Below are 21983 nucleotides of genomic sequence, written 5' to 3'. Positions count from 1 at the left end.
CTAAAGCAATGTCGAGATCTCGAATGCCAATATTTTCAGAGTAAGTCAGCCAAATCCTTCGCGGTGGGATTGAAGTACACCATAGCCATTTTGGGGTCGGACCAGCCAAAGACCTTGCACAGGGTCAGCACATCAAACACACGGCTCTTGGCCAGCCGTGTTGCCGCTGTGTGTCGAGCATCGTGAAAAGTAAATCCGTCCACCTTGGCTGTGGCCTTGGCCCTGCGAAAAAGCGCATCTCGGGTTGACGATGTGAGGCCAAATACCAACGACTCATCAAACCCGCGTTGATGGTCGATGATGCGACGTGCCGTTTTGGACAGGGGCACATCGCGCCCCTTGCCGGTCTTGCTGGTAGAGAGCACGATGTGCTTTTCTTTGACCTGTGGCCATGTGAGGGCGGTGATTTCGCCCGAGCGCATGCCGGTGATAAGGGCTAGCAAAAAGCAGTTGCCAAGCGAGTGGGTGATGCTTTTGGATGGCCCACGCGTCCACTTGGTGGCTCTAAGCACTTTGCGAATTTCAGGGCCCGCAATCACTCTGTCTCGGTGGTCGGGGGTGGCTGGTTTGCGCACGTCTTTGACGGGATTGGTTGTTATCCAGCACCAGTCGCGTCTTGCATGTTCAAAAATGGAACTCAACAACTTAAATTCACGCAGCACAGTGGCGGGTGACACATTGGTCAAGCGCTTGTCGCGCCACTCGGTCAGGTCTTTGGTGGTGACTTGGCCAATTTTTGAATTGACAGGCAGGGTGCGCTCAAAGGCTTTGAGGCGGGTAAGTTCCCATACCTCACCTTTGTGGGTAGGCGCAATTTCCTCCCCAAATTTGCGCATGGCGTCCCCAAGTGTGTAAATTGACTCGGGTGTATCTGCCTTTGCTCGGAGTTCAATTTCGCGTTCGGCAGCCCATTGCGCGGCTTCTCGGCGGGTTGGAAATACCTTGCTGTCTCTAGTGCCGCGCACGTAGACTTGCGCTCTGTAGCCGCCAGAGTTTTTGGTGATACTTGCCATGGGGAGTTTTGTGGGGAATGAATGGGGAGTAGGTGTCCACATTTTCCACAAAATACCGTTAGTTCCTGTTAACGGTGTTACATTTTGAACGGGATTTAACAGCTTTTGTTAAATCCCGTAAATATTTTGGTGCCCAGGAAGGGACTCGAACCCCCACGATGTTACTCGCTAGTACCTGAAACTAGTGCGTCTACCAATTCCGCCACCTGGGCATTTCAGGAAAGAGAGCATTGTATCAAGAATTCCGTTCAGACCAGTGGATTACTGGAAGAGTTTGTCGGCACCGTCTCGGGTCACCGTGATGGACATGGGTTTGTGCAGCGAGACGATGGCTCGCCAGACATCTTTTTGCCACCCAACGAAATGCGCGCGGTGTTGCACCGTGATCGCGTCAAAGCACGGGTTGTTCGCTTAGACCGAAAAGGTCGCCCAGAGGGGCGCGTGGTTGAAATTTTGGAGCGTTCCAAGCAACCCATCATTGGTCGCTTGTTGCAAGAGAGCGGCGTGTGGTTGGTGGCGCCTGAAGACAAGCGCTATGGTCAAGATGTGTTGATCAACAAAGGTGCCACAGCCAAAGCGATGGTGGGCCAAGTGGTGGTGGTTGAACTGACCGAGCCACCCAGCTTGTACGGCCAACCTGTGGGCCGCATCAAAGAAGTGTTAGGCGAGGTAGATGACCCCGGCATGGAAATCGAAATTGCTGTTCGCAAATATGGCGTGCCGCATGAGTTCTCAGATGCCTGCTTGGCCATGGCGCGTAGCTTGCCCGACAAGGTGCGTCCACAAGACAAAAAAGACCGTGTTGATTTAACGGATGTGCCTTTGGTCACCATTGATGGTGAAGACGCGCGCGACTTTGACGACGCTGTTTATTGCGAACCCGCCAAAGTGGGTAAGGGTAAAGGCTGGCGTTTGTTGGTGGCGATTGCTGATGTGAGCAACTATGTGGAAACTGGCAGCGCAATTGACGTGGACGCGTATGACCGCGCGACCAGCGTGTACTTCCCGCGCCGCGTAATCCCCATGTTGCCAGAGAAGCTCTCAAATGGTCTGTGTTCACTGAACCCAGACGTTGAGCGCTTGTGCATGGTCTGCGACATGATGGTGAATGCCTCGGGTGATGTGGAGGCATATCAGTTTTATCCAGCGGTGATGTTCAGCCACGCGCGCTTCACATATACCGAAGTGGCGGCGATTTTGTCGAATACGCGTGGGCCAGAAGCGGCCAAGCGCAAAGACCGCATCGACGACTTGATCAATTTGCACGATGTGTATGGGGCTTTGCTCAAAGCCCGTCATGTGCGTGGCGCCGTCGACTTTGAAACCACTGAGACACAAATCGTGTGTGACGAAAGTGGCCGCATCGACAAGATCGTGCCGCGTGTGCGCAACGATGCGCACAAATTGATTGAAGAGGCCATGTTGGCTGCCAACGTGTGTAGCGCTGACTTTATTTTGCAAAGCAAGCACCCTGGCTTATTCCGTGTGCACGAAGGCCCATCAGCGATGAAGATTGATGTGCTGCGGGGCTACCTCAAAGCCACAGGTGTGGGTTTGACGGTGGGCGACAACCCTAAGCCTGCCGAATTTCAAGCCATCGCAGAGGCCACCAAAGAGCGCCCCGATGCACAACAGATTCATTCGATGTTGCTGCGCTCGATGTCGCAAGCGGTTTATACGCCCGACAACAACGGCCACTTTGGTTTGGCGTTTGAGGCCTACACCCACTTCACCAGCCCGATTCGTCGTTATCCCGATTTGTTGGTGCATCGCGTTATCAAAGCCATTCTGACGAAGCGCAAATACACCTTGCCAGCCTTGCCAACACCCGGAGAGGCGCATGCCAAGTTGGCGCGCCGTTTGGCTTCCCGTGTGCGTGAGCCAGAAAACAAGCTGATTGAAAAAGTTAAACCGTCGATAGACCTGCAAGCATGGGAAGCCGCAGGTTTGCATTGCAGCGCCAACGAGCGCCGCGCCGATGAGGCGAGCCGCGATGTGGAAGCTTGGCTCAAGTGCAAGTACATGCGTGAGCATTTGGGTGAAGAGTATGGCGGCGTCGTCACCTCGGCCACGAGCTTTGGTTTGTTCGTGACTCTGGATGCCATGTATGTCGAAGGTTTGGTGCACATCACCGAGCTGGGTGGCGAATATTTCCGCTTTGATGAGATGCGCCAAGAGTTGCGTGGCGAGCGCACGGGTATCCGCTACGGCATTGGCTCGCGCGTGCGCATTCAGGTGAGTCGCGTGGATCTAGATGGCCGCAAGATTGATTTCCGCTTGGTGCGAGAAGCCGATGAGTTGCTGCCCCGCAATGGCAAAGATGTATCTGGTTCGCCCATGCAAAATTTCAAAAGCGCAGTCAAAAAAGCCTTCACCAAAATTGGTGGTAAGGATGTTCGTGGCGAGGCTAAATCAGCGCCTGCACCGCGTAAATCGAGCGATAAAAAAGCCGCAGCCAAGAGCCGCCGCTCTCGCAAGTGAGTCTGAGCTAAGGTTGTTTTGGTTCAACGCACCGATGCCGCAAGAGACGCCGCATCGAGTGCAGGCCCGACGCTCGGCCAAGCATCGGCCGCATGGCCGTGAGCGAATACGGCTTGGCAGGTTGCTTTAAACACATCGTCATGGCGCGCAATGTACGCACCCACTAAGCCCGCCAGCACATCTCCCGTTCCTGCGGTGGCCAGCAAGGCATTGCCAGAGCCGTTGATGACTGGTGTGCACTGCGGGCTGGCAATGATGCTTCCCGAGCCTTTGAGCACCACCACGCATTGAAACGTATCAGCCAGTTGTTGCGCAGCATGCACGCGGTTTTGCTGCACATCTTTGGTGGTGCAGTTCAACAGCCGCGCGGCCTCTAATGGGTGTGGCGTTAGCACGGTAGGTTTTTGGCGTGCATGGCGTTTTTTCAGCAAGGTTTGCAGCGATGTGTCACGCGCAATGGCATTCAGCGCATCGGCATCTAGCACCAACTGCTTCGAAGTTGACAGCGCTTGGTGCAGCACGGCGTGAATGCCATCACCCGCGCCGCAACCGCACACCACAGTGGAGGTATCGAGGTTCAGCTCAGAAGGCCTGCGAACCATCAAGGCTGGGTGCGCTGCTGTAACCGTAGGATGCGCTGCTTCATCCATCAGCCCCACCAACACGCGGCCTGCGCCGCCATGAAGAGCGGCTAAGCCCGCCAGCATGGCCGCGCCAGCCATGCCGGGAGCACCGCCCAAGACAGACACATCGCCAAAACTGCCTTTGTGGCTGTTGTGTGGTCGGTCTATCGGCGCTGCGCCGTGTTGTTGCAGCCAAGCGGCTGGTGTTGGCGAGGGTTTCACGCCTAAGTCGTTGAACCATACTTGGCCTGCAGCATCTTGGCCGTCAGCGGTGAACAAACCCGGCTTTAGGGTGAGTAGGCTTAAGGTGTGGCGATGATTGTGGCGATGAGTGCGGGTGTTGGCAGTTGTGCGATGTGGCTGCGTTGCACCTAACCATTCGCCTGTGTCTGCCAGCAAACCGGTGGGTATGTCCACGCACAGCACAGGCCCCGTGTTAGCTTGGATGACGCCTAGCCATTGCGCCATCAAACCTTCGGGGGCGCGTTGTGCGCCAATGCCGAGAAGGGCGTCGATGACGAGTTCAAACTGTTGGGGAGGTTGCTCTGCAAAGGTCACACCAGCAGCTTTGGCGCGTTGCCAAGCTCGCAGGGTATCTTCTGGGGCTTTGGCCTCGCTGCCCAGCCAAGTGACGATGGGTTGTTTGCCGCGGGCTTGCAAATGAACGGCGGCTTCAAGCCCGTCACCACCGTTGTTGCCTGGGCCGCAGGCAATCCAGACGGTGCGAGCATGAGGTGCCACAGCCATGGCCAATTGCGCAGTTGCTAAACCCGCGCGTTGCATCAAGGTATTGGCAGGAAGTAGGGCTTGTGACTGATATTCTAAGGCGAGGGTCTGCGCAACGCTATGCAGTGGCCAATTTGCTTGGCTGCTGATGTGTTGCGTCACGGCTAAGGTGTTCATCGTTGCAAATGCAAGCGTTCAAGGCCCAAGCCTTGCAAATCGATGTCTGGACTTTTGCCGTTGATGCTGTCTGCCACTACGCGTGCGCTGCCGCAGGCCAAAGCCCAGCCGCTCGCGCCATGCCCTAGGTTGAGCCACACGCCAGACACGCCGCTAGCTCCTACAAGGGGTGGGCCATCTGGCAGCATAGGGCGTGAGCCTTTCCACACTTGCACGTTGTCTTGCGTGCGCGCTGCGCCAGGGAACCAGTTGTCGAGTACGCGGTACAGCGTTTTGACGCTGTTGGGGTCGTGACGCTTGGCATTGCCGCCAATTTCAGAGCCGCCCGATACACGCACGCGTTGGCCTAAGCGGCTGATCGCTACTTTGTATTGTTCATCGATGACACCGCTGCGGGGGGCATCTAGCGGTTCACGAACTGCTGCGCTGATTGCGTAGCCATGCACGGCTGCCAAAGGAATGCGCAGCCCCAGAGGGCGCAGCAGCTGTGCGCTGGCTAAGCCTGCACATACGACCACTGCATCAAATTTTTCACCCATGTCTTGATGAGTGGTGCGAATGGTTTTGGGTTGAGCGCTAGAGAGCGGTAATACGCCCGAGTTGAAGTGAAATTCCACACCCAAGCTCTCGGCTTCGCTTTTGAGCAGCAGTGTGAATTGGCGGCAGTTGCCCACTTCATCTTCTGGGAAGTGAATGGCTTGCGCCATAGCCGTTTCGGGGTTGAGCGCAGGCTCAATGCCACGGGCTTCTTCTGCACTCAGTGTTTTGAAGCTCAGCCCCGCATCGCGCATGACTTGCAAGCTATCTTGCATCAGCTTGATGTCACGTTCAGTTCGCAGCAGCAACATGAGTCCTTTGCTGCGCTCATGCTCCAAGCTCAAGGTGTCGGTCAGGGTGCGCATGCGGTGGCTGCTGTATTCGGCCAAGCGCAACATGCTGCCGCGGTTGCGGGCAAAGGTGGTGGGGTTGCAGGCCTTGCGCATTTGCCACAACCAACGCCAGTCGGCCATGCTGGGGCTAGAAATTCGCAAGGGGGTGTCGCGTTGCCAAAGATGGGCGAGCACATGCTTAACCATGCCTGGCCGAGCCCATGGTGCGGCATAGCCTACCGATGCGATGCCTGTGTTGGCGAAGCTGCACTCTTCGGCTGCGGCGCCATTGCGCTCAAACACGCTGACTTGGTGGCCAAGCGTTGCAAGTTCGTAGGCTGTGGTGATGCCAATCACACCTGCGCCGATCACGGCGACCTTCATGGTTGAGTCCTTGCTGAAGGCTGCTGGGTAGGGGTTAGGGCCATGTATTGCTGTGCTAGAATCATTGGGTTTTTCCGAGGTTGAGGCTTTGTCTCAAATTCGGACAAACATCACTCGCAAACCAGTCCAATCAAGGTGTTGCCAAAGGTTTTTCAAGAATGAAAACTGGCGGTGATGATGGGCTGGATTTTAGACCCAACCTTTGGAGTATCTCTATGTCAGTCACTATGCGCGATATGCTGGAAGCCGGCGTCCACTTTGGTCACCAAACTCGCTTCTGGAACCCTAAGATGGCCCCGTTCATCTTCGGTCACCGCAACAAAATTCACATCATCAACTTGGAAAAATCGTTGCCGATGTTCCAAGACGCCCTCAAGTTCGTCAAGCAGTTGTCTGCGAACCGTGGCAATGTGTTGATGATCGGTACAAAGCGTCAATCACGCGAAATCGTTGCTGCTGAAGCGCAACGTGCTGGCGTGCCTTATGTTGACCAACGTTGGTTGGGCGGCATGTTGACGAACTTCAAAACGGTCAAGACATCGATCAAGCGTTTGAAAGACATGAAAATCCAGCAAGAAGCTGGTTTGGACGCTTTGTCTAAAAAAGAACAGCTGATGTTCAAGCGCGAAATGGAAAAGCTTGAGAAAGACATCGGCGGCATTCAAGATATGGCTGTGTTGCCTGATGCGATTTTTGTGATCGACGTCGGCTACCACAAAATCGCCATCGCTGAAGCCAAGAAATTGGGCATCCCATTGATCGGTGTGGTGGACTCTAACCATTCACCAGAAGGCATCGACTACATCATCCCAGGTAACGACGACTCGTCTAAGGCTGTGACTTTGTACGCCCGCGGTATCGCTGACGCGATCATCGAAGGCCGTGCGAATGCCACCAACGACTTGGTCAAAGCTGTGACCGAAGGTAGCGAAGAGTTTGTTGAAGTCGCTGCTTAATCACGCAGCCCAAACTTGAAAAGGGGCTTGTGAGGCCCCTTTTTCACACCCAAATTGTTTTGAATTGATTACGGAGAATTTAAATGGCTGCAATTACCGCAAGCATGGTCGCTGAACTGCGCGCAAAAACCGACGCCCCCATGATGGAGTGCAAAAAAGCTTTGACTGAAGCCGAAGGCGACATGGCCAAAGCCGAAGAGTTGCTGCGCGTCAAGCTCGGTAGCAAAGCAGGCAAGGCCTCTAGCCGCGTGACCGCTGAAGGCGTGGTGACCAGCTTTATCAGTGGCAACACTGGCGCTTTGTTGGAAGTGAACTGCGAAACCGACTTTGTGACCAAGAACGACAGTTTCTTGGCTTTGGCTCAAGCGGCTGCCAAGTTGGTGGCTGAGCACAACCCAGCTTCAATCGAAGCCTTAGGCGCTTTGGCTTACGAGCAAGACAGCTTTGGCCCCACGCTTGAAGACGTGCGTAAAGGCTTGATCGGCAAGATCGGCGAGAACATGAGCTTCCGTCGCTTCAAGCGTTTTGACGGCGCACACAAGTTGGCTTCTTACTTGCACGGCACCCGTATTGGCGTGTTGGTCGAGTTCGATGGCGACGAAACTGCTGCTAAAGATGTGGCCATGCATGTGGCTGCGATGAAGCCAGTGGCTTTGACCAGCGCGGACGTGCCTGCTGACTTGATCGAAAAAGAGCGTTCAGTCGCTGCAGCCAAGGCTGCTGAATCTGGCAAGCCTGCCGACATCGCCACCAAGATGGTGGAAGGTTCTGTGCAAAAGTACCTCAAAGAAGTGTCTTTGTTCAACCAAACTTTCGTCAAGAACGACAAGCAAACCGTTGAACAAATGCTCAAGGCCGCTAACACCAACGTGGCTTCCTTCACCCTGTACGTTGTGGGTGAGGGTATTGAGAAGAAGGTCGACGACTTTGCAGCCGAAGTGGCCGCCCAAGTCGCTGCCGCCAAGCAGTCTGCTTAAAACAAAGGGGGGCTTAGGCTCCCCTTTTGATATCCCCGTACACAAATTTCATCACACACATCAAGGAGCCTTTTCATGACCTCACCAAAGCCAGCCTACAAGCGTATTTTGCTCAAGCTGTCGGGGGAGGCCTTGATGGGCGATGATGCGTTTGGTATCAACCGCGCCACCATCGTTCGCATCGTGGATGAGGTGGCTGAGGTCATCCACCTCGGCGTTGAAGTGGCCATCGTCATTGGCGGCGGCAACATCTTCCGCGGTGTGGCGGGGGGATCTGTGGGCATGGACCGTGCCACAGCTGACTACATGGGCATGTTGGCCACCGTGATGAACTCACTGGCCTTGGCTGATGCTATGAACAAAGCCGGTTTAACCGCACGCGTCATGTCTGCCATTGCGATTGACCAAGTGGTCGAGCCCTATGTGCGTCCCAAAGCTTTGCAATACCTCGAAGAGGGCAAAGTGGTGGTGTTTGCAGCCGGTACTGGCAACCCCTTCTTCACCACCGACACGGCTGCTGCGTTGCGTGGCGCGGAGATTGGCGCTGAAATGGTGCTCAAAGCCACCAAGGTGGATGGCGTTTACTCAGCTGACCCTAAGAAAGACCCCAATGCCACGCGTTACACAGAGCTCAGCTTTGATGATGCCATTGGCCAAAACTTGGGCATCATGGACGCCACTGCCTTTGCGTTGTGCCGCGATCAAAAGTTGCCCATCAAGGTGTTCTCTATTTTCAAGAACGGTGCGCTCAAGCGCGTCGTCATGGGCGAGGACGAAGGCACATTGGTGCACGCGTAATTCCTCAGTTTTTTCGAACCTCACACTGCGCTGCCTCAGGAGCACAACATGACCATCGCTGACATCAAGAAAACCACAGAAACAAAAATGGGCCAGTCCATTGCGGCCTTCAGCAACAGCTTGACCAAAATTCGCACCGGCCGTCCCAGCCCTGCCTTGCTCGACACGGTACAAGTGGATTACTACGGCTCTATGGTGCCGATCAGTCAAGTGGCCAACGTGTCCTTGTTGGATGCCCGCACCTTGAGTGTGCAACCTTGGGAAAAGCCCATGGGCGCCAAGATTGAAAAAGCCATTCGCGACAGCGATTTAGGTTTGAACCCTTCTTCTATGGGCGAGCTGATTCGCGTGCCCATGCCTCCGATGTCCGAAGAGCGTCGCAAAGAGTTGACCAAAGTGGTTCGCACCGAAGGTGAGAACGCCAAAGTCGCCGTGCGCAACTTGCGCCGTGATGCCAACGAGTCGGTGAAGAAATTAGTGAAAGACAAACTCGCTTCTGAAGACGATCAAAAACGCGCAGAAGCCGATACTCAAAAAGTGACCGACAGCCACATTGCTGAGATTGACAAACTCATCGCCAGCAAAGAACACGAAATCATGGCGGTCTAAGCCGGATGTTGAAGCAACGCGTCATCACTGCGCTGGTTTTGTTGGCACTTTTGCTGCCAGCTTTGTTGGCCAGTTCAGCCGAGCCTTTGGCTGGATTGACACTGGTATTGATTGCTGCCGGTGCATGGGAGTGGGGACGTTTGAATGGCTTTGCCATGCGCGGTTCTTTGCGCGTGGCTGCTGTGTGTGTGACGCTGTGCTTGTATGCATGGTCAGCACGTTGGGCATATGACGCTCCCGCCAATATTTGGCCCCTCACAGGTGCTGCTTGGGTGTTGGCAGCTGCTTGGTTGCTTCGCCATGGCGTAGAACGCTGGGTCAGCATTTCGCGTGCATTGCGTTTGGTGGTGGGTGTGTTGGCTTTGTGGCTGACATGGCTGGCCATGTATCAAGCTAAAGTCATCGGCGTGAACTTCTTGTTATCGGTGTTGTTTCTGGTTTGGATGGCTGACGTTGCCGCTTATTTCTCTGGTCGTGCGTTTGGCCGTCGCAAGCTGGCACCCGCCATCAGCCCCGGCAAAAGCTGGGAAGGTGTGTGGGGCGGCATGGTGGGGGTGTTGGTCATGGCCTGTGTTTGGATTTGGGTAGATACGCAATACGCGGTGGACAGCGAAAGTTTGTACACGCGGCTATACAGCCGTGGTGCGCCGTTCTTGGTGTTGGCCGTTCTGTTCTTAACCCTGATGAGTGTGGTCGGCGATTTGGTCGAGTCTTTGGTCAAACGCAGTGCCGGCATGAAAGACAGCAGCCAGCTGTTGCCAGGTCACGGCGGTGTGCTCGACCGTGTCGATGCATTGCTGCCCGCTTTGCCATTGGCCATGATGCTGGCGCAATCGGTGTGACCCATATGCACACAGGCATGCAAACTGACTTCAAGCTGCAACGTATCACGGTGCTGGGCTCTACAGGCTCAATAGGCACGAACACATTGGACGTCATCGCACGTCACCCCGAGCGCTTTCAAGTGTTTGCACTCACGGGCGCAACCCAAGTGGATTTGATGCTGCGCCAATGCGCACAGTTCAAACCTCGCTTTGCCGTGATGGTGCACGCAGATGCTGCAAAGCGACTGAAAGACAAAATCCATGCCGAAGGTTTGCTGACCGAGGTGCTCAGCGGAGCGGCCGCACTAGACGAGGTCTCAGCGCATCCCGATGTGGATGCTGTCATGGCTGCCATCGTGGGAGCCGCAGGCTTATCGCCTTGTTTGGCTGCGGCGCGCACGGGTAAGCGTTTGTTGCTCGCCAACAAAGAAGCTTTGGTGGTGGGAGCGGAGGTGTTTTTGGATGCTGTCAAGCAAGGCGGCGCGACGCTGCTTCCGATTGACAGCGAGCATTCGGCCATTTTTCAGTCGCTGCCAGAAGATGCAACGACCTGGGACACCCGTGTGGAAAAAATCATACTCACCGCTTCGGGCGGGCCGTTTCGCACGCGCGATTTAGCCTCCTTGAAAGACGTCACACCAGAACAAGCGTGCGCGCACCCCAACTGGGTGATGGGTCGCAAAATTTCTGTGGATTCAGCCACCATGATGAACAAAGCGCTGGAAGTGATTGAAGCGCGTTATTTGTTTGGCTTGCCGCCCGAGCGTTTAGAGGTGGTGATTCACCCGCAAAGCATCATTCATTCGATGGTTCAGTACCGCGACATGTCTGTGGTGGCTCAACTGGGCACACCCGACATGCGTGTGCCCATTGCTTATGGTTTGAGTTGGCCTGAACGCATGGCATCTGGCGCAAAGGCATTGGACTTTCATGCCTTGTCTGCCATGACGTTTGAAGCGTTGGATGACCACGGTCACCCAGAGCGTTTTGCAGGCATTCATTTGGCTTGGGATGCGCTGCGTGGCCCCCGTGGTACGACCGCTGTGCTCAATGCTGCTAATGAAATTGCAGTGGCCGCATTTTTAGAATGCCGCATTCGCTTTGACCAAATTCATGCAGTCAACCAAAGCTGTATCGCGCACATGTCGCTGACTGCTCCCCACAGCTTAGAAGACTTGTTGGCTTTAGACGCGCAAGCCCGCGCAGTGGCTGAAGATGCCGTGCGCCTGTTGGCCAAATAAGCCATGACACTTGTAGCCTTTTTGCTCGCACTCGGTGTGCTCATCACCGTGCACGAGTGGGGTCACTACCGCGTGGCCGTGGCATGTGGTGTGAAGGTACTCAGATTTTCTATTGGTTTTGGTCAGCCGTTGCTGCGTTGGAAGTCACGCAAACCCCACGCCGGCCAAGACACCGAGTTTTGTATCAGCCTCATTCCTCTGGGGGGCTACGTCAAGATGCTCGACGAGAGCGAGGCAGATGTGTTGCCGCATGATGCTCCCATGGCGTTTAACTGCCAGCCTTTGTGGGCGAGGGCGGCGATTGTGTCGGCTGGCCCTGTGGCCAATCTGCTCTTGGCTGTGTGTTTGTATGCGGCCACCTTTTGGATTGGTCAATACGAAACACAGGCGACTTTGTCTGCGCCTGTTGCTGGCTCTGTGGCTGAAGCCGCTGGCCTGCATAGCGGTGACACTGTGTTGCGGGCTGGCACGTCTGCGGATGATTTGCAAGAGATGGCTTCGCTCGATGTCTTGCGTTGGTGGCTGCTTCAGCAAGATGCAAGCGCTGTTTACCTAGACGTGCAGTCGCAAGGCAAACAAAGTTCACGCGTCGTGAGTTTGCCTGCGCTTGAGAAAGAGGCACTCTCTCCAGATGTCAATGCTTGGCAAGCGCGTGGTTTCACAGGAGCTTGGAGCCGAGCTGTACTGGGTGAAGTTCAAAAAGGGAGAGCCGCTGATTTGGCCGGCTTGCAGCGAGGCGATGAGGTCTTACGTATCGATGGCAAAGTGCTAACGGATGCCAGCGCTTTGCGAGCTGCCGTGCGTGCCAGCGGTCAACATCAATCACCTGTGACGCAGGTGTGGGATATCTCACGCCATGGCCAATTGCTACACATCGATGTGACACCTGAGCGCGTGGCAGACGGTGCGCAGCACATAGGGCGCATCGGCGCTCAAGTTGGCGAGCCGCCAGTCAAGGTTTGGGTTCAGTACGATTTTTTTGATGGGCTTCAACAAGCATGCGTCAAGACATGGGATGTCATTGTCATGACGCTCGATATGTTGTGGCGTTTGCTGGCGGGTCATGCATCACTTGACAACCTCAGTGGCCCACTCACGATGGCTGACTATGCAGGGCGTTCAGCTAGCCTTGGTTTGGGTGCGTATTTGAGCTATTTGGCGCTGGTTAGCGTCAGCCTTGGTGTGTTTAACCTACTGCCTGTGCCAATGCTCGATGGCGGGCACCTGTTGTATTATCTTTATGAGGCTTGTACAGGCAATCCTCCTTCGCCCCAATGGCTTGAAGCTATGCAACGCGTTGGATTGGCAACACTTGTGGCACTGATGGTTTTTTCTCTTTTTAACGATGTGGTTCGCCTGGGTTGGCTTCCATGAGTCTTCCGATACATCCCATGACTATGCAAACTTCACAATTTCGTCGCACCACCTTGTCCCACGCTGCCGCATTCATTGCAGGAACCGTGATGGCATTCAATGCAATCGCGGCAGACCCTTTCAATGTGCGAGACATTCGCGTGGAAGGTTTGCAACGTGTAGAGCCCGGTACTGTGTTTGCATCTATTCCGTTTCGCGTCGGAGATGACTACACCGATGAAAAAGGTGCGGCAGCGATTCGCAGTTTGTTCGCCTTAGGTTTGTTCAAAGACGTGCGCATTGAAGTCAATGGCAATGTGTTGGTGTTGATCGTTGAAGAGCGCCCCAATATTGCAGCTGTCGAATTCATCGGTACCAAAGAGTTCGACAAAGATACGTTGAAAAAAGCGCTCAAAGACATCGGCTTGGCCGAAGGCCGTCCCTTTGACAAAGCCTTGGCCGATCGTGCCGAGCAAGAATTGAAGCGTCAGTATGTGAACCGCAGTTTGTATGGTGCTGAAATCATCACCACCATCACCCCTGCTGAGCGAAACCGTGTGAACTTGTCATTCACCGTGGTGGAAGGTGATTTAGCCAAGATCAAAGAAATGCGTGTGGTGGGTAGTAAGGCATTTGATGAATCCAAACTGTTAGACCAATTCGATCAAGGCACGGGCAACTGGTTGAGCTGGTACACCAAGTCAGACCGGTATTCGCGCACCAAACTCAATGCCGATTTGGAAACCTTGCGTGCTTGGTATTTGGCGCGTGGTTACTTGGAGTTCCGCATTGATTCGACGCAGGTGGCAATTTCTCCCAACAAGCAAGACATCAGTATCACCATCAACGTCACAGAAGGTGACCGCTTTGTGGTGTCGGAGGTTGTCATGGAAGGTTATTACCTTGGCAAAGATGACGAATTTAAATCGTTGGTAGAAATTCAAGCCGGCAAGGCATACAACGCTGATGAAGTGACACGAACCACCAAAGCTTTCAATGAGTACTTTGGTAATTTTGGTTTTGCGTTTGCACGCACCGATGTGCGTCCTGAAATTGACCGCACAACCAACCGTGTGAAGCTGGTGCTGGTAGCCGATCCTGCGCGCCGTGCCTATGTACGCCGTATCAACATTGTTGGTAACAACCGCACACGTGACCAGATCGTGCGCCGTGAATTTCGTCAAACCGAATCATCTTGGTATGACGGCGAAAAAATTCGATTGTCACGTGACCGTGTGAATCGCTTGGGTTATTTCAAAGATGTTGAAGTTGACACGCAAGAAGTACCGTCTACCCAAGATCAAGTGGACTTGAATGTCAACGTGGTTGAAAAACCTACGGGTATGTTGACCTTGGGTGCTGGATTTTCAAGCGCCGAAAAAGTCACACTGTCATTTGGTATTCAGCAAGACAACGTGTTTGGTTCAGGTCACAACCTCGGTTTACAGGTCAGCACCAGTAAATTCAACCAATACTATGTCTTGAACACCACAGACCCTTACTTCACCGAAGATGGCGTGTCGAGAACGTTTGAGTTGTATCACCGTTCGAGTAAGCCTTACATTCAGCAGGGCGGTAACTACCGCATGATCACATCAGGTTTGGGCGTGCGTTTTGGCTTGCCTTTCAGTGAGTTAGATCGTGTTTTTGTGGGCTCAGCTGCAGAACGAACGGAACTTGTTCCAGGCACCAATATGTTGGGTGTCCATGCGCACTTGTGTCAGCAGTTTGGCTGCGTTGCGCAAAACGTGCCTGTGACTGCTGGTTGGGCGCGTGACAGCCGCGACAGTTACTTGAATCCCAACAATGGCAAGTTGGTTCGTTTGAACAGTGAGTTGGGTGCCTTTGGCGATGCACGATATACAAAGTTCGGCGGACAGTATCAGCAGTACGTGCCAATCACCAAGCAATACACCTTCGCTTTCAATGCGGATTTGGGCTTGGGTAAAGGCTTGAATGGGCAAGCTTTGCCTTTCTATAAAAACTATTACTCTGGCGGCCTAGGTTCTGTGCGGGGTTTTGAACAAGGGACATTGGGCCCTCGTGACATCACAGGTCCGGTCATCGGCGGTGCCAAAAAGGTCACGATCAACACCGAGTTTCTCGTGCCTTTCCCAGGCGCCGGAAATGATCGATCACTTCGTCTTTATGGCTTTTACGACATGGGTAACGTGTACGGAGAGTTTGAGAAAATTGATATCGCTCAATTGCGCAGCGCCTATGGCGTTGGTTTGAGTTGGGTCTCACCTATGGGCCCCTTGCGTTTTGCTTGGGCGCGTCCGATCCGTTCATTCCCAGGCGATAGAATCCAACAATTGCAATTCCAAATCGGGACATCCTTCTGATGACTATGTTTACTCGTCAAATTTTCTTAGCTGTTGTGTTGGGCTTGGCTGCGTTTTGCGCACAAGCAGAAGAGATCCGCATTGGCTTCATCAACACAGACCGCATCTTTAAAGAAGCGAATACAGCCAAGCAAGCGCAAGTTAAGTTGGAGCAAGAGTTCTCTAAGCGCGAAAAAGACTTAGAGGGTTCAGGTACTTCGTTGAAGTCTGCCGTTGAGAAGTTCGAGCGTGAAGCGCCGACTTTGTCAGAGTCGCAACGGATGTCTCGCCAAAAGCAACTGGGTGAGCAAGACCGCGAGTTTCAGCGCAAACGCCGTGAGTTCCAAGAAGAACTCAATGCCCGTAAAAACGAAGAGTTTCAACAAGTGCTTGAACGCGCCAATCGCGTGATCAAGCAAGTGGCTGAAGCTGAAAAATACGACCTGGTGTTGCAAGAAGCTGTCTATATCAACCCCAAGCACGACATCACCGACAAAGTGCTCAAGGTCATCAACGCCGCTAAATAATCTGCCGTGGCACTGAGTCTCGGCCAGATCATTGAGAGCTTGGGTGGTTGCCTTGTTGGCGACCCCAAGCATCTGATTCAAAAACTTGCCCCGCTTGACACTGCTCAGGCCGACGCGCTGAGTTTTTTAAGCAACCCCAAATATCAATCTCAACTTGCCACTACGCAGGCGGGTTGTGTCATTGTGTCGCCCGCAGTGGCTGAGGCAACTGACACACACTCGGCCTTGATCGTGGCTGATCACCCTTATCACTACTTTGCTCGGTTGACGCAGCTTTGGCGTCAACACACGCGTTTGACCGACGAGCCCTTGGTTCATGCCAGTGCCGTGATTCACCCGCTAGCGCACGTGCATGCTTCCGCGCGCATTGGCCCTTTGTGTGTGATCGAACGTGGTGCGCAGATCGGTGCGAATACTTGGCTCAAATCCGGTGTTACTGTGGGTGAAGATTGCCACATTGGTGAGCGTTGCATCGTGCATGCGGGCGTGGTCATTGGTGCCGATGGATTTGGTTTTGCTTTGTTTGAAGGACGCTGGGAAAAGATTGAACAACTTGGGGCTGTTCGCATTGGTCATGATGTGGAAATTGGTGCCAACTCATGCATCGACCGAGGCGCCTTGGATGACACTGTGATTGAAGACGGCGTGAAGCTCGACAACTTGGTACAAATTGGCCACAACGTACATGTGGGTGCCAATTCGGCCATGGCAGGTTGTGCCGGCGTGGCGGGCAGTGCGCGCATTGGCGCCAACTGCACGGTAGGTGGCGGCGCGATTGTTTTGGGTCATTTGGAACTCGCCGATGGCGTGCATATCTCTGCCGCGTCGGTGGTGATGCGCTCCATTCGTCAGCCTGGCCAGTACAGCGGTGTGTTCCCGATCGACGACAATGCGTCATGGGAGAAAAACGCAGCCACACTGCGCCAATTGCATCGCTTGCGCGACCGTATTAAATCTCTCGAATCCGTTTTAGAAAGTCAAAAAAAATGAGCATGGACATTCACCAAATCTTGAAGCAGTTGCCTCACCGTTATCCATTTTTATTGGTGGACCGTGTGATGGAATTGGAAAAAGGCAAAAGCATCAAGGCGCTCAAAAATGTGACCATGAATGAGCCCTTCTTTGGTGGCCATTTTCCGCATCACCCTGTGATGCCAGGGGTGTTGATTTTGGAAGCCTTGGCCCAAGCGGCTGCCTTGTTGGCGTTTGACACCTTGGGCGCGGCGCCTGATGACAAGACTGTGTATTACTTCGCAGGTATTGATGGTGCGCGTTTCAAGCGTCCCGTAGAGCCAGGTGATCAGCTCATTTTGGAAGTTGAGTTGGACCGTATGAAGGCCGGTATTTTCAAATTCAAAGCTCGCGCCAAAGTGGGCGATGTGGTGGCCACGGAAGCCGACCTGATGTGCACCATGCGCTCGATCGCCTAAAGTCCAACCACCCACAAGCCAAACAGCAGACGATGAGCCTCATTCACGCCACCGCCATTGTGGACCCCAAGGCCGAGCTCGACAGCTCGGTGCAGGTCGGGCCTTACACCATCATCGGTCCGCATGTTCGCATTGGTGCGGGCACTACCGTGGGCCCGCATTGCGTGATCGAAGGTCACACCACAATTGGTAACGACAACCGTATTTTTCAGTTCAACTCTCTCGGCGCGATTCCGCAAGACAAGAAGTATGCGGGTGAGCCTTGCCAGCTGATCATTGGCGACCGCAATACCATCCGCGAATTTTGTACCTTCAACATCGGCTCGCCCGGTGACACGGGCGTGACCCAAGTTGGCAATGACAACTGGATCATGGCTTACGTGCATTTGGCCCATGACTGTGTGGTGGGCAATCACACCATCTTCGCCAACAGCGCACAGCTGGCTGGTCATGTGCATGTCGGTGATTGGGTCATTCTGGGAGGCTTTACCGTGGTGCACCAGTTTGTGCGCATCGGCGCTCACAGTTTCACGGCCATGCATTCACTTTTGTTTGCCGATGTGCCGCCGTTTGTCATGTGTCAAGGCCAGCCCGCAGAGCCGCGCTCAATGAACTTTGAAGGCTTACGCCGTCGTGGCTTCTCTGCCGAACGCATCAGCGCGGTGAAGGCCATGCACAAAGCTTTGTATCGAGATGACTTGACGTTAGAGCAAGCCAAAGAGCGCATTGCCGCCTTGACCCAAGAAAAACCAGAAGCCGCACCCGATGTTGCCATGATGCTGGATTTCTTGAACCACACCTCGCCGCAACGCGGCATCATTCGTTAAACACTATGGCTGGGGCCCTGTCTTTCTCGCTTGTCGCAGGCGAGGCCTCGGGCGATTTGCTTGCAGGCCTTTTGTTGGGTGGTATGCGCGACAAATGGCCTGACATGCACAGCGCGGGCATTGGTGGTCCACGCATGTCGGCCCAAGGCTTCGAGCCTTGGTGGCCTTACGAGAAACTCGCGGTGCGCGGCTATGTCGAAGTATTGCGCCACTACCGTGAAATTGTGGGAATTCGTCATCAGCTGCGTGAACGCTTGCTGGCCAATCCCCCAAGTGCTTTCATTGGCGTGGATGCGCCAGACTTCAACCTCGACTTAGAGCGCAACCTCAAAGCCCAAGGCGTTCCCACGATCCACTTTGTGTGCCCATCAATTTGGGCGTGGCGCGCAGATCGTGTCGAGAAGATTCGCCAAAGCGTGGACCATGTGTTGTGCATCTTCCCGTTCGAAACCGACTTGCTCGCGCAGCACGGCATTGAAGCTACCTACGTGGGCCACCCTTTGGCCAAAAATATTCCCGATGTGCCTGACCGTGCTGCTGCACGCGCAGCACTTGGTTTGCCGCTAGACGCGACAGTCGTGGCCTTGCTGCCGGGCAGCCGCAGTTCTGAAATTGAGTATTTAGCGCAGCGCTTTTTGCAAGCCGCACAACGCATGGCCAAGCTGCAACCCGGTTTGCACTTTGTATTACCGGCCATGCCTGCTTTGCGTGCGCGTATCGAATCCATCGCAAGTGAAGTGGGCGAGGTGCCCAACCTCTTGGTACTCAACGGTCAATCGCATACCGCGCTGGCAGCTTGTGATGTCACGCTGATTGCCAGTGGTACAGCCACACTAGAAGCGGCCTTGTTCAAGCGCCCCATGGTGATTGCGTACAACATGAACTGGTTGAGTTGGCAAATCATGCGCCGCAAAAAGTTGCAACCTTGGGTGGGCTTGCCCAACATCTTGTGTCAAGACTTTGTGGTGCCCGAGCTGCTGCAAGACGCGGCTACACCTGATGCTTTGGCTCATGAAGTGCTGCAATGGCTGACCAACCCTGCGGCGGTTGCCGCAGTCCAACAACGCTTTGCTGCGCTGCACGACACGCTGCGCCGTGACACCCCTTTATTGGCGGCCGATGCGATCGAAAAAGTTCTTGCGCGCTGAACAAGTCGCCCTCGTTTGGGACGCGCCAGGCTTAGTTGCTGGCGTGGATGAGGCTGGTCGTGGGCCGCTGGCGGGACCTGTGGTAGCTGCCGCCGTCATCTTGGATGACTTGAACCCCATTGCCGGTTTGGCTGATTCCAAAAAACTCACCGCGTTGAAGCGCGAGCGTTTGTATGACGAAATTCGCGCCAAGGCACTGTGTTGTTCCATCGCTGAAGCGACAGTGGAAGAAATCGACGAACTGAATATTTTGCAAGCCACCATGCTCGCCATGCGCCGCGCGGTGGAAGGTTTACGCCTCAAGCCCACCAAGGTGTTGGTGGATGGCAATCGCTTGCCCGTGCTCGATGTGTTGGCCGAAGCCATCGTCAAAGGCGACAGCAAAGTGCAGGCCATTTCAGCAGCATCTATTTTGGCCAAAGTGCACCGTGACCGTTGGTGTCAAGAGTTGCACGCGCAGTACCCGCAATACGGTTTTGATGCACACAAGGGCTATGGCACAGCCGCCCATTTGCAAGCGCTCAAAGAATACGGCGCTACACCTTGGCATCGCACATCTTTCTCGCCCGTTGCAGAGGTTTTGAAATGAACTTGATAACCTCTCGTGACAACCCCTTGGTCAAAGACTTGCGACGTTTGTCGCAAGACAGCACGGCTTACCGAAAGCTGGGCCGTGTGTGGTTAGAGGGCGATCACCTGTGTCGTGCTGCACTCACGCGTGGTGTGAAGCCCGAGCATGCGGTGTTTGCAGAATCACTTTGGGCCACTGCGCCACGTGAGTGGACCCAGGCAGCAGAACGCAACACCGTTTTGCCTGATGCTTTGTTTGCAGAAATTAGCAGCTTAGAGTCGCCCGCAAAGATGGGCTTTGTGTTGGCTGCACCCACCCTGCAAGAAGTGCAAACCACCACGCCCACCGTCGTGCTCGACCGCGTGCAAGACGCAGGCAACGTAGGCGCGATTTTGCGAAGTGCCTCGGCTTTTGGTTTCAAACAAGTCTTGGCCATCAAAGGTTCGGCCGCTCTGTGGTCGCCTAAAGTATTGCGTGCCGGTATGGGCGCGCATTTTGGGTTGCATTTGGTGGAAGGCTTGAGCATCGACGACTTGAATCCGTTGGATATGCCGTGGGTGGCTACCAGCTCTCACCAAGGGCCGTTTTTGCACACTTTGTTAGCCAAAGCTCAATTGCCGATGCCTTGCGCGTGGCTCATGGGCCACGAAGGGCAGGGCGTGTCACAAGTCTTAGCCGAACGTGCCATGCTGCATGTACGCATTGCTCAGCCTGGCGGCGAGGAGTCGCTCAACGTGGCTTCGGCTGCTGCTATTTGCTTACACGCCAGCGCTACCTGCCATTTGCAGTAATTCACGCGCGTTCATTCGGGAAAACCAGTGCCTCGGATATAATGGGAGGCTTTCCCGCATCAACCTGTACGTCCCAGCCAAAACTAGGCAAATTCCTCGAACAAAGTAGCCAAAGAGAAGACATTCTCTTGTGAGTGCTGAGGCGTACCCGAACTATTCCGGAGAACCCAGTGCTTTTGTCTCTTCAGGGAACCTTCCCCCCCGCCATCTTGGCGCTCGCAGACGGCACGGTCTTTATCGGCAACTCGATCGGAGCCTCTGGCTCTACAGTCGGCGAAGTGGTGTTCAACACCTCACTCACCGGCTATCAGGAAATTCTCACTGACCCCAGTTACTGCCAGCAGATCGTCACTTTGACGTACCCGCACATTGGTAACTACGGCGTTAACGTGGAAGACATCGAAGCTGACAAAGTCCATGCTGCTGGCTTGATCATCAAAGACTTGCCTTTGATCGCAAGCAACTTCCGCTCACACCAAACCTTGTCGGCCTATTTGGTCGATGCAGGTACCGTGGCCATTGCCAACATCGACACCCGTCAACTCACACGCATCTTGCGCACCAAGGGTGCGCAAAACGGCGCGATTGTGGGATTGGCCAAAGGTCAAGAAGTCACACAAACGTTGATCGATCAAGCGGTAGCAGCCGCCAAAGGCGCGCCCAATATGGCGGGCCTCGATTTGGCGCAAAAAGTCACGGTGTCCAAGTCGTATGAGTGGACCCAAACCGAGTGGACTTTGGGCGAAGGCTACGGCGACTTGACCGCGCCAAAGTTCCATGTGGTCGCTTACGACTTTGGCGTGAAGAAAAATATCTTGCGCATGTTGGCCGAGCGCGGCTGCAAGGTCACCGTGGTACCTGCTAAAACGCCCGCTGCTGAAGTGCTCAAGCACAAGCCTGACGGAATCTTCTTGTCCAACGGCCCAGGAGACCCTCAGCCATGCGACTACGCGATTGCGGCCGCTGCTGAGTTGATTGAAACAGGCATTCCTACATTCGGTATTTGCTTGGGTCACCAAATCATGGCATTGGCCAGTGGCGCTAAAACTTTCAAGATGAAGTTTGGCCACCACGGCGCGAACCACCCCGTGAAAGACCTCGACTCAGGTCGTGTGTCCATCACCAGCCAAAACCACGGTTTTGCAGTGGATGAAAAATCATTGCCTGCCAACTTGCGTGCCACCCACGTGTCTTTGTTTGACGGCACTTTGCAGGGCTTGGCCCGCACCGACAAGCCCGCGTTTTGCTTCCAAGGCCACCCTGAAGCATCGCCCGGCCCGCACGACATTGCTTACCTCTTTGACCGCTTCATCAAACTGATGGAGGCGAAATAA

Annotated in this window: 20 protein-coding genes and 1 tRNA gene; 17 read left to right on the top strand and 4 right to left on the bottom strand. The window is 54.4% G+C overall.

The annotated features are described in order from the left end of the window. Nucleotides 1–35: 35 nt before the first annotated feature. Together RMR24_RS03560 and RMR24_RS03555 are read right to left on the bottom strand one after the other, a co-directional pair. Nucleotides 36–1013 (bottom strand): site-specific integrase, encoded by a 978-nt coding sequence (locus RMR24_RS03560; RefSeq protein WP_310613718.1) that lies wholly within the window; start codon nucleotides 1011–1013, stop codon nucleotides 36–38. A gap of 127 nt (nucleotides 1014–1140) precedes the next feature. Further along, nucleotides 1141–1225: transfer RNA gene (locus tag RMR24_RS03555), tRNA-Leu, on the bottom strand. A 22-nt stretch (nucleotides 1226–1247) separates the two neighbouring features. On the opposite strand from RMR24_RS03555, the gene rnr reads away from it, so the two are divergent. Continuing rightward, on the top strand, nucleotides 1248–3494 hold the full coding sequence (rnr, locus tag RMR24_RS03550; RefSeq protein ID WP_310613749.1) for a ribonuclease R: 2247 nt from the start codon (nucleotides 1248–1250) through the stop codon (nucleotides 3492–3494). 23 nt (nucleotides 3495–3517) lie between these two features. Here the strand turns inward: rnr and RMR24_RS03545 are convergent, their stop codons facing one another. Continuing rightward, a complete protein-coding gene (locus tag RMR24_RS03545; RefSeq protein WP_310613717.1) occupies nucleotides 3518–5020 on the bottom strand; it encodes an NAD(P)H-hydrate dehydratase in 1503 nt (500 codons plus the stop codon). Next, a complete protein-coding gene (locus RMR24_RS03540; RefSeq protein WP_310613716.1) occupies nucleotides 5017–6273 on the bottom strand; it encodes a D-amino acid dehydrogenase in 1257 nt (418 codons plus the stop codon). The genes RMR24_RS03545 and RMR24_RS03540 overlap by 4 nt, the downstream gene beginning before the upstream one ends. A gap of 215 nt (nucleotides 6274–6488) precedes the next feature. On the opposite strand from RMR24_RS03540, the gene rpsB reads away from it, so the two are divergent. The 16 genes from rpsB (at nucleotide 6489) to carA (ending at nucleotide 21983) form a co-directional block, all read left to right on the top strand. Beyond that, entirely contained in the window at nucleotides 6489–7229 is a 741-nt protein-coding gene (rpsB, locus tag RMR24_RS03535; protein ID WP_310613715.1) for a 30S ribosomal protein S2, read from the top strand. A gap of 83 nt (nucleotides 7230–7312) precedes the next feature. Next, nucleotides 7313–8206 (top strand): translation elongation factor Ts, encoded by an 894-nt coding sequence (gene tsf, locus RMR24_RS03530; protein ID WP_310613714.1) that lies wholly within the window; start codon nucleotides 7313–7315, stop codon nucleotides 8204–8206. A 75-nt stretch (nucleotides 8207–8281) separates the two neighbouring features. Further along, a complete protein-coding gene (pyrH, locus tag RMR24_RS03525) occupies nucleotides 8282–9004 on the top strand; it encodes a UMP kinase (protein WP_310613713.1) in 723 nt (240 codons plus the stop codon). A 48-nt stretch (nucleotides 9005–9052) separates the two neighbouring features. Then, nucleotides 9053–9613: a ribosome recycling factor gene (frr, locus tag RMR24_RS03520; protein WP_310613712.1), complete on the top strand. Its 561-nt coding sequence runs from the start codon at nucleotides 9053–9055 to the stop codon at nucleotides 9611–9613. Nucleotides 9614–9618: 5 nt separating this feature from the next. Continuing rightward, nucleotides 9619–10455 carry a phosphatidate cytidylyltransferase gene (locus RMR24_RS03515; protein ID WP_310613711.1) on the top strand — a complete coding sequence of 279 codons (837 nt, stop codon included), beginning with the start codon at nucleotides 9619–9621 and terminating at the stop codon, nucleotides 10453–10455. Nucleotides 10456–10460: 5 nt separating this feature from the next. After that, the gene (gene ispC / locus RMR24_RS03510) at nucleotides 10461–11678 is read left to right on the top strand and encodes a 1-deoxy-D-xylulose-5-phosphate reductoisomerase (protein WP_310613748.1); all 1218 of its coding nucleotides are present in this window, start codon (nucleotides 10461–10463) and stop codon (nucleotides 11676–11678) included. Between the two features lie 3 nt (nucleotides 11679–11681). Next, nucleotides 11682–13052, top strand: a complete 1371-nt coding sequence (gene rseP / locus RMR24_RS03505) for an RIP metalloprotease RseP (RefSeq protein WP_310613710.1) — start codon at nucleotides 11682–11684, stop codon at nucleotides 13050–13052. 23 nt (nucleotides 13053–13075) lie between these two features. After that, nucleotides 13076–15376: an outer membrane protein assembly factor BamA gene (gene bamA / locus RMR24_RS03500; RefSeq protein WP_405023303.1), complete on the top strand. Its 2301-nt coding sequence runs from the start codon at nucleotides 13076–13078 to the stop codon at nucleotides 15374–15376. Next, complete coding sequence (locus tag RMR24_RS03495; RefSeq protein WP_310613709.1) at nucleotides 15376–15882, top strand: OmpH family outer membrane protein; 507 nt, start codon at nucleotides 15376–15378, stop codon at nucleotides 15880–15882. The genes bamA and RMR24_RS03495 overlap by 1 nt, the downstream gene beginning before the upstream one ends. A gap of 6 nt (nucleotides 15883–15888) precedes the next feature. After that, nucleotides 15889–16872 (top strand): UDP-3-O-(3-hydroxymyristoyl)glucosamine N-acyltransferase, encoded by a 984-nt coding sequence (gene lpxD / locus RMR24_RS03490; protein WP_310613708.1) that lies wholly within the window; start codon nucleotides 15889–15891, stop codon nucleotides 16870–16872. A 2-nt stretch (nucleotides 16873–16874) separates the two neighbouring features. Then, nucleotides 16875–17312: a 3-hydroxyacyl-ACP dehydratase FabZ gene (fabZ, locus tag RMR24_RS03485; protein ID WP_310613707.1), complete on the top strand. Its 438-nt coding sequence runs from the start codon at nucleotides 16875–16877 to the stop codon at nucleotides 17310–17312. Nucleotides 17313–17344: 32 nt separating this feature from the next. Then, nucleotides 17345–18139, top strand: coding sequence for an acyl-ACP--UDP-N-acetylglucosamine O-acyltransferase (gene lpxA, locus RMR24_RS03480; RefSeq protein WP_310613706.1), 795 nt, complete (start codon nucleotides 17345–17347; stop codon nucleotides 18137–18139). A gap of 5 nt (nucleotides 18140–18144) precedes the next feature. Then, nucleotides 18145–19287, top strand: a complete 1143-nt coding sequence (gene lpxB / locus RMR24_RS03475) for a lipid-A-disaccharide synthase (RefSeq protein WP_310613705.1) — start codon at nucleotides 18145–18147, stop codon at nucleotides 19285–19287. Beyond that, a complete protein-coding gene (gene rnhB / locus RMR24_RS03470) occupies nucleotides 19259–19876 on the top strand; it encodes a ribonuclease HII (RefSeq protein ID WP_310613704.1) in 618 nt (205 codons plus the stop codon). The genes lpxB and rnhB overlap by 29 nt, the downstream gene beginning before the upstream one ends. Beyond that, a complete protein-coding gene (locus RMR24_RS03465; RefSeq protein WP_310613703.1) occupies nucleotides 19873–20649 on the top strand; it encodes an RNA methyltransferase in 777 nt (258 codons plus the stop codon). The genes rnhB and RMR24_RS03465 overlap by 4 nt, the downstream gene beginning before the upstream one ends. Nucleotides 20650–20819: 170 nt before the next feature. Beyond that, nucleotides 20820–21983 (top strand): glutamine-hydrolyzing carbamoyl-phosphate synthase small subunit, encoded by a 1164-nt coding sequence (gene carA, locus RMR24_RS03460; protein ID WP_310613702.1) that lies wholly within the window; start codon nucleotides 20820–20822, stop codon nucleotides 21981–21983.

Origin of the sequence: Limnohabitans sp. (assembly GCF_031539105.1) — a bacterium.
Classification (GTDB): Bacteria; Pseudomonadota; Gammaproteobacteria; order Burkholderiales; family Burkholderiaceae_C; genus Limnohabitans.
The sequence above is the reverse complement of the archived record's forward strand: the minus strand, read 5'-3'. Positions and strand labels throughout refer to the sequence as shown.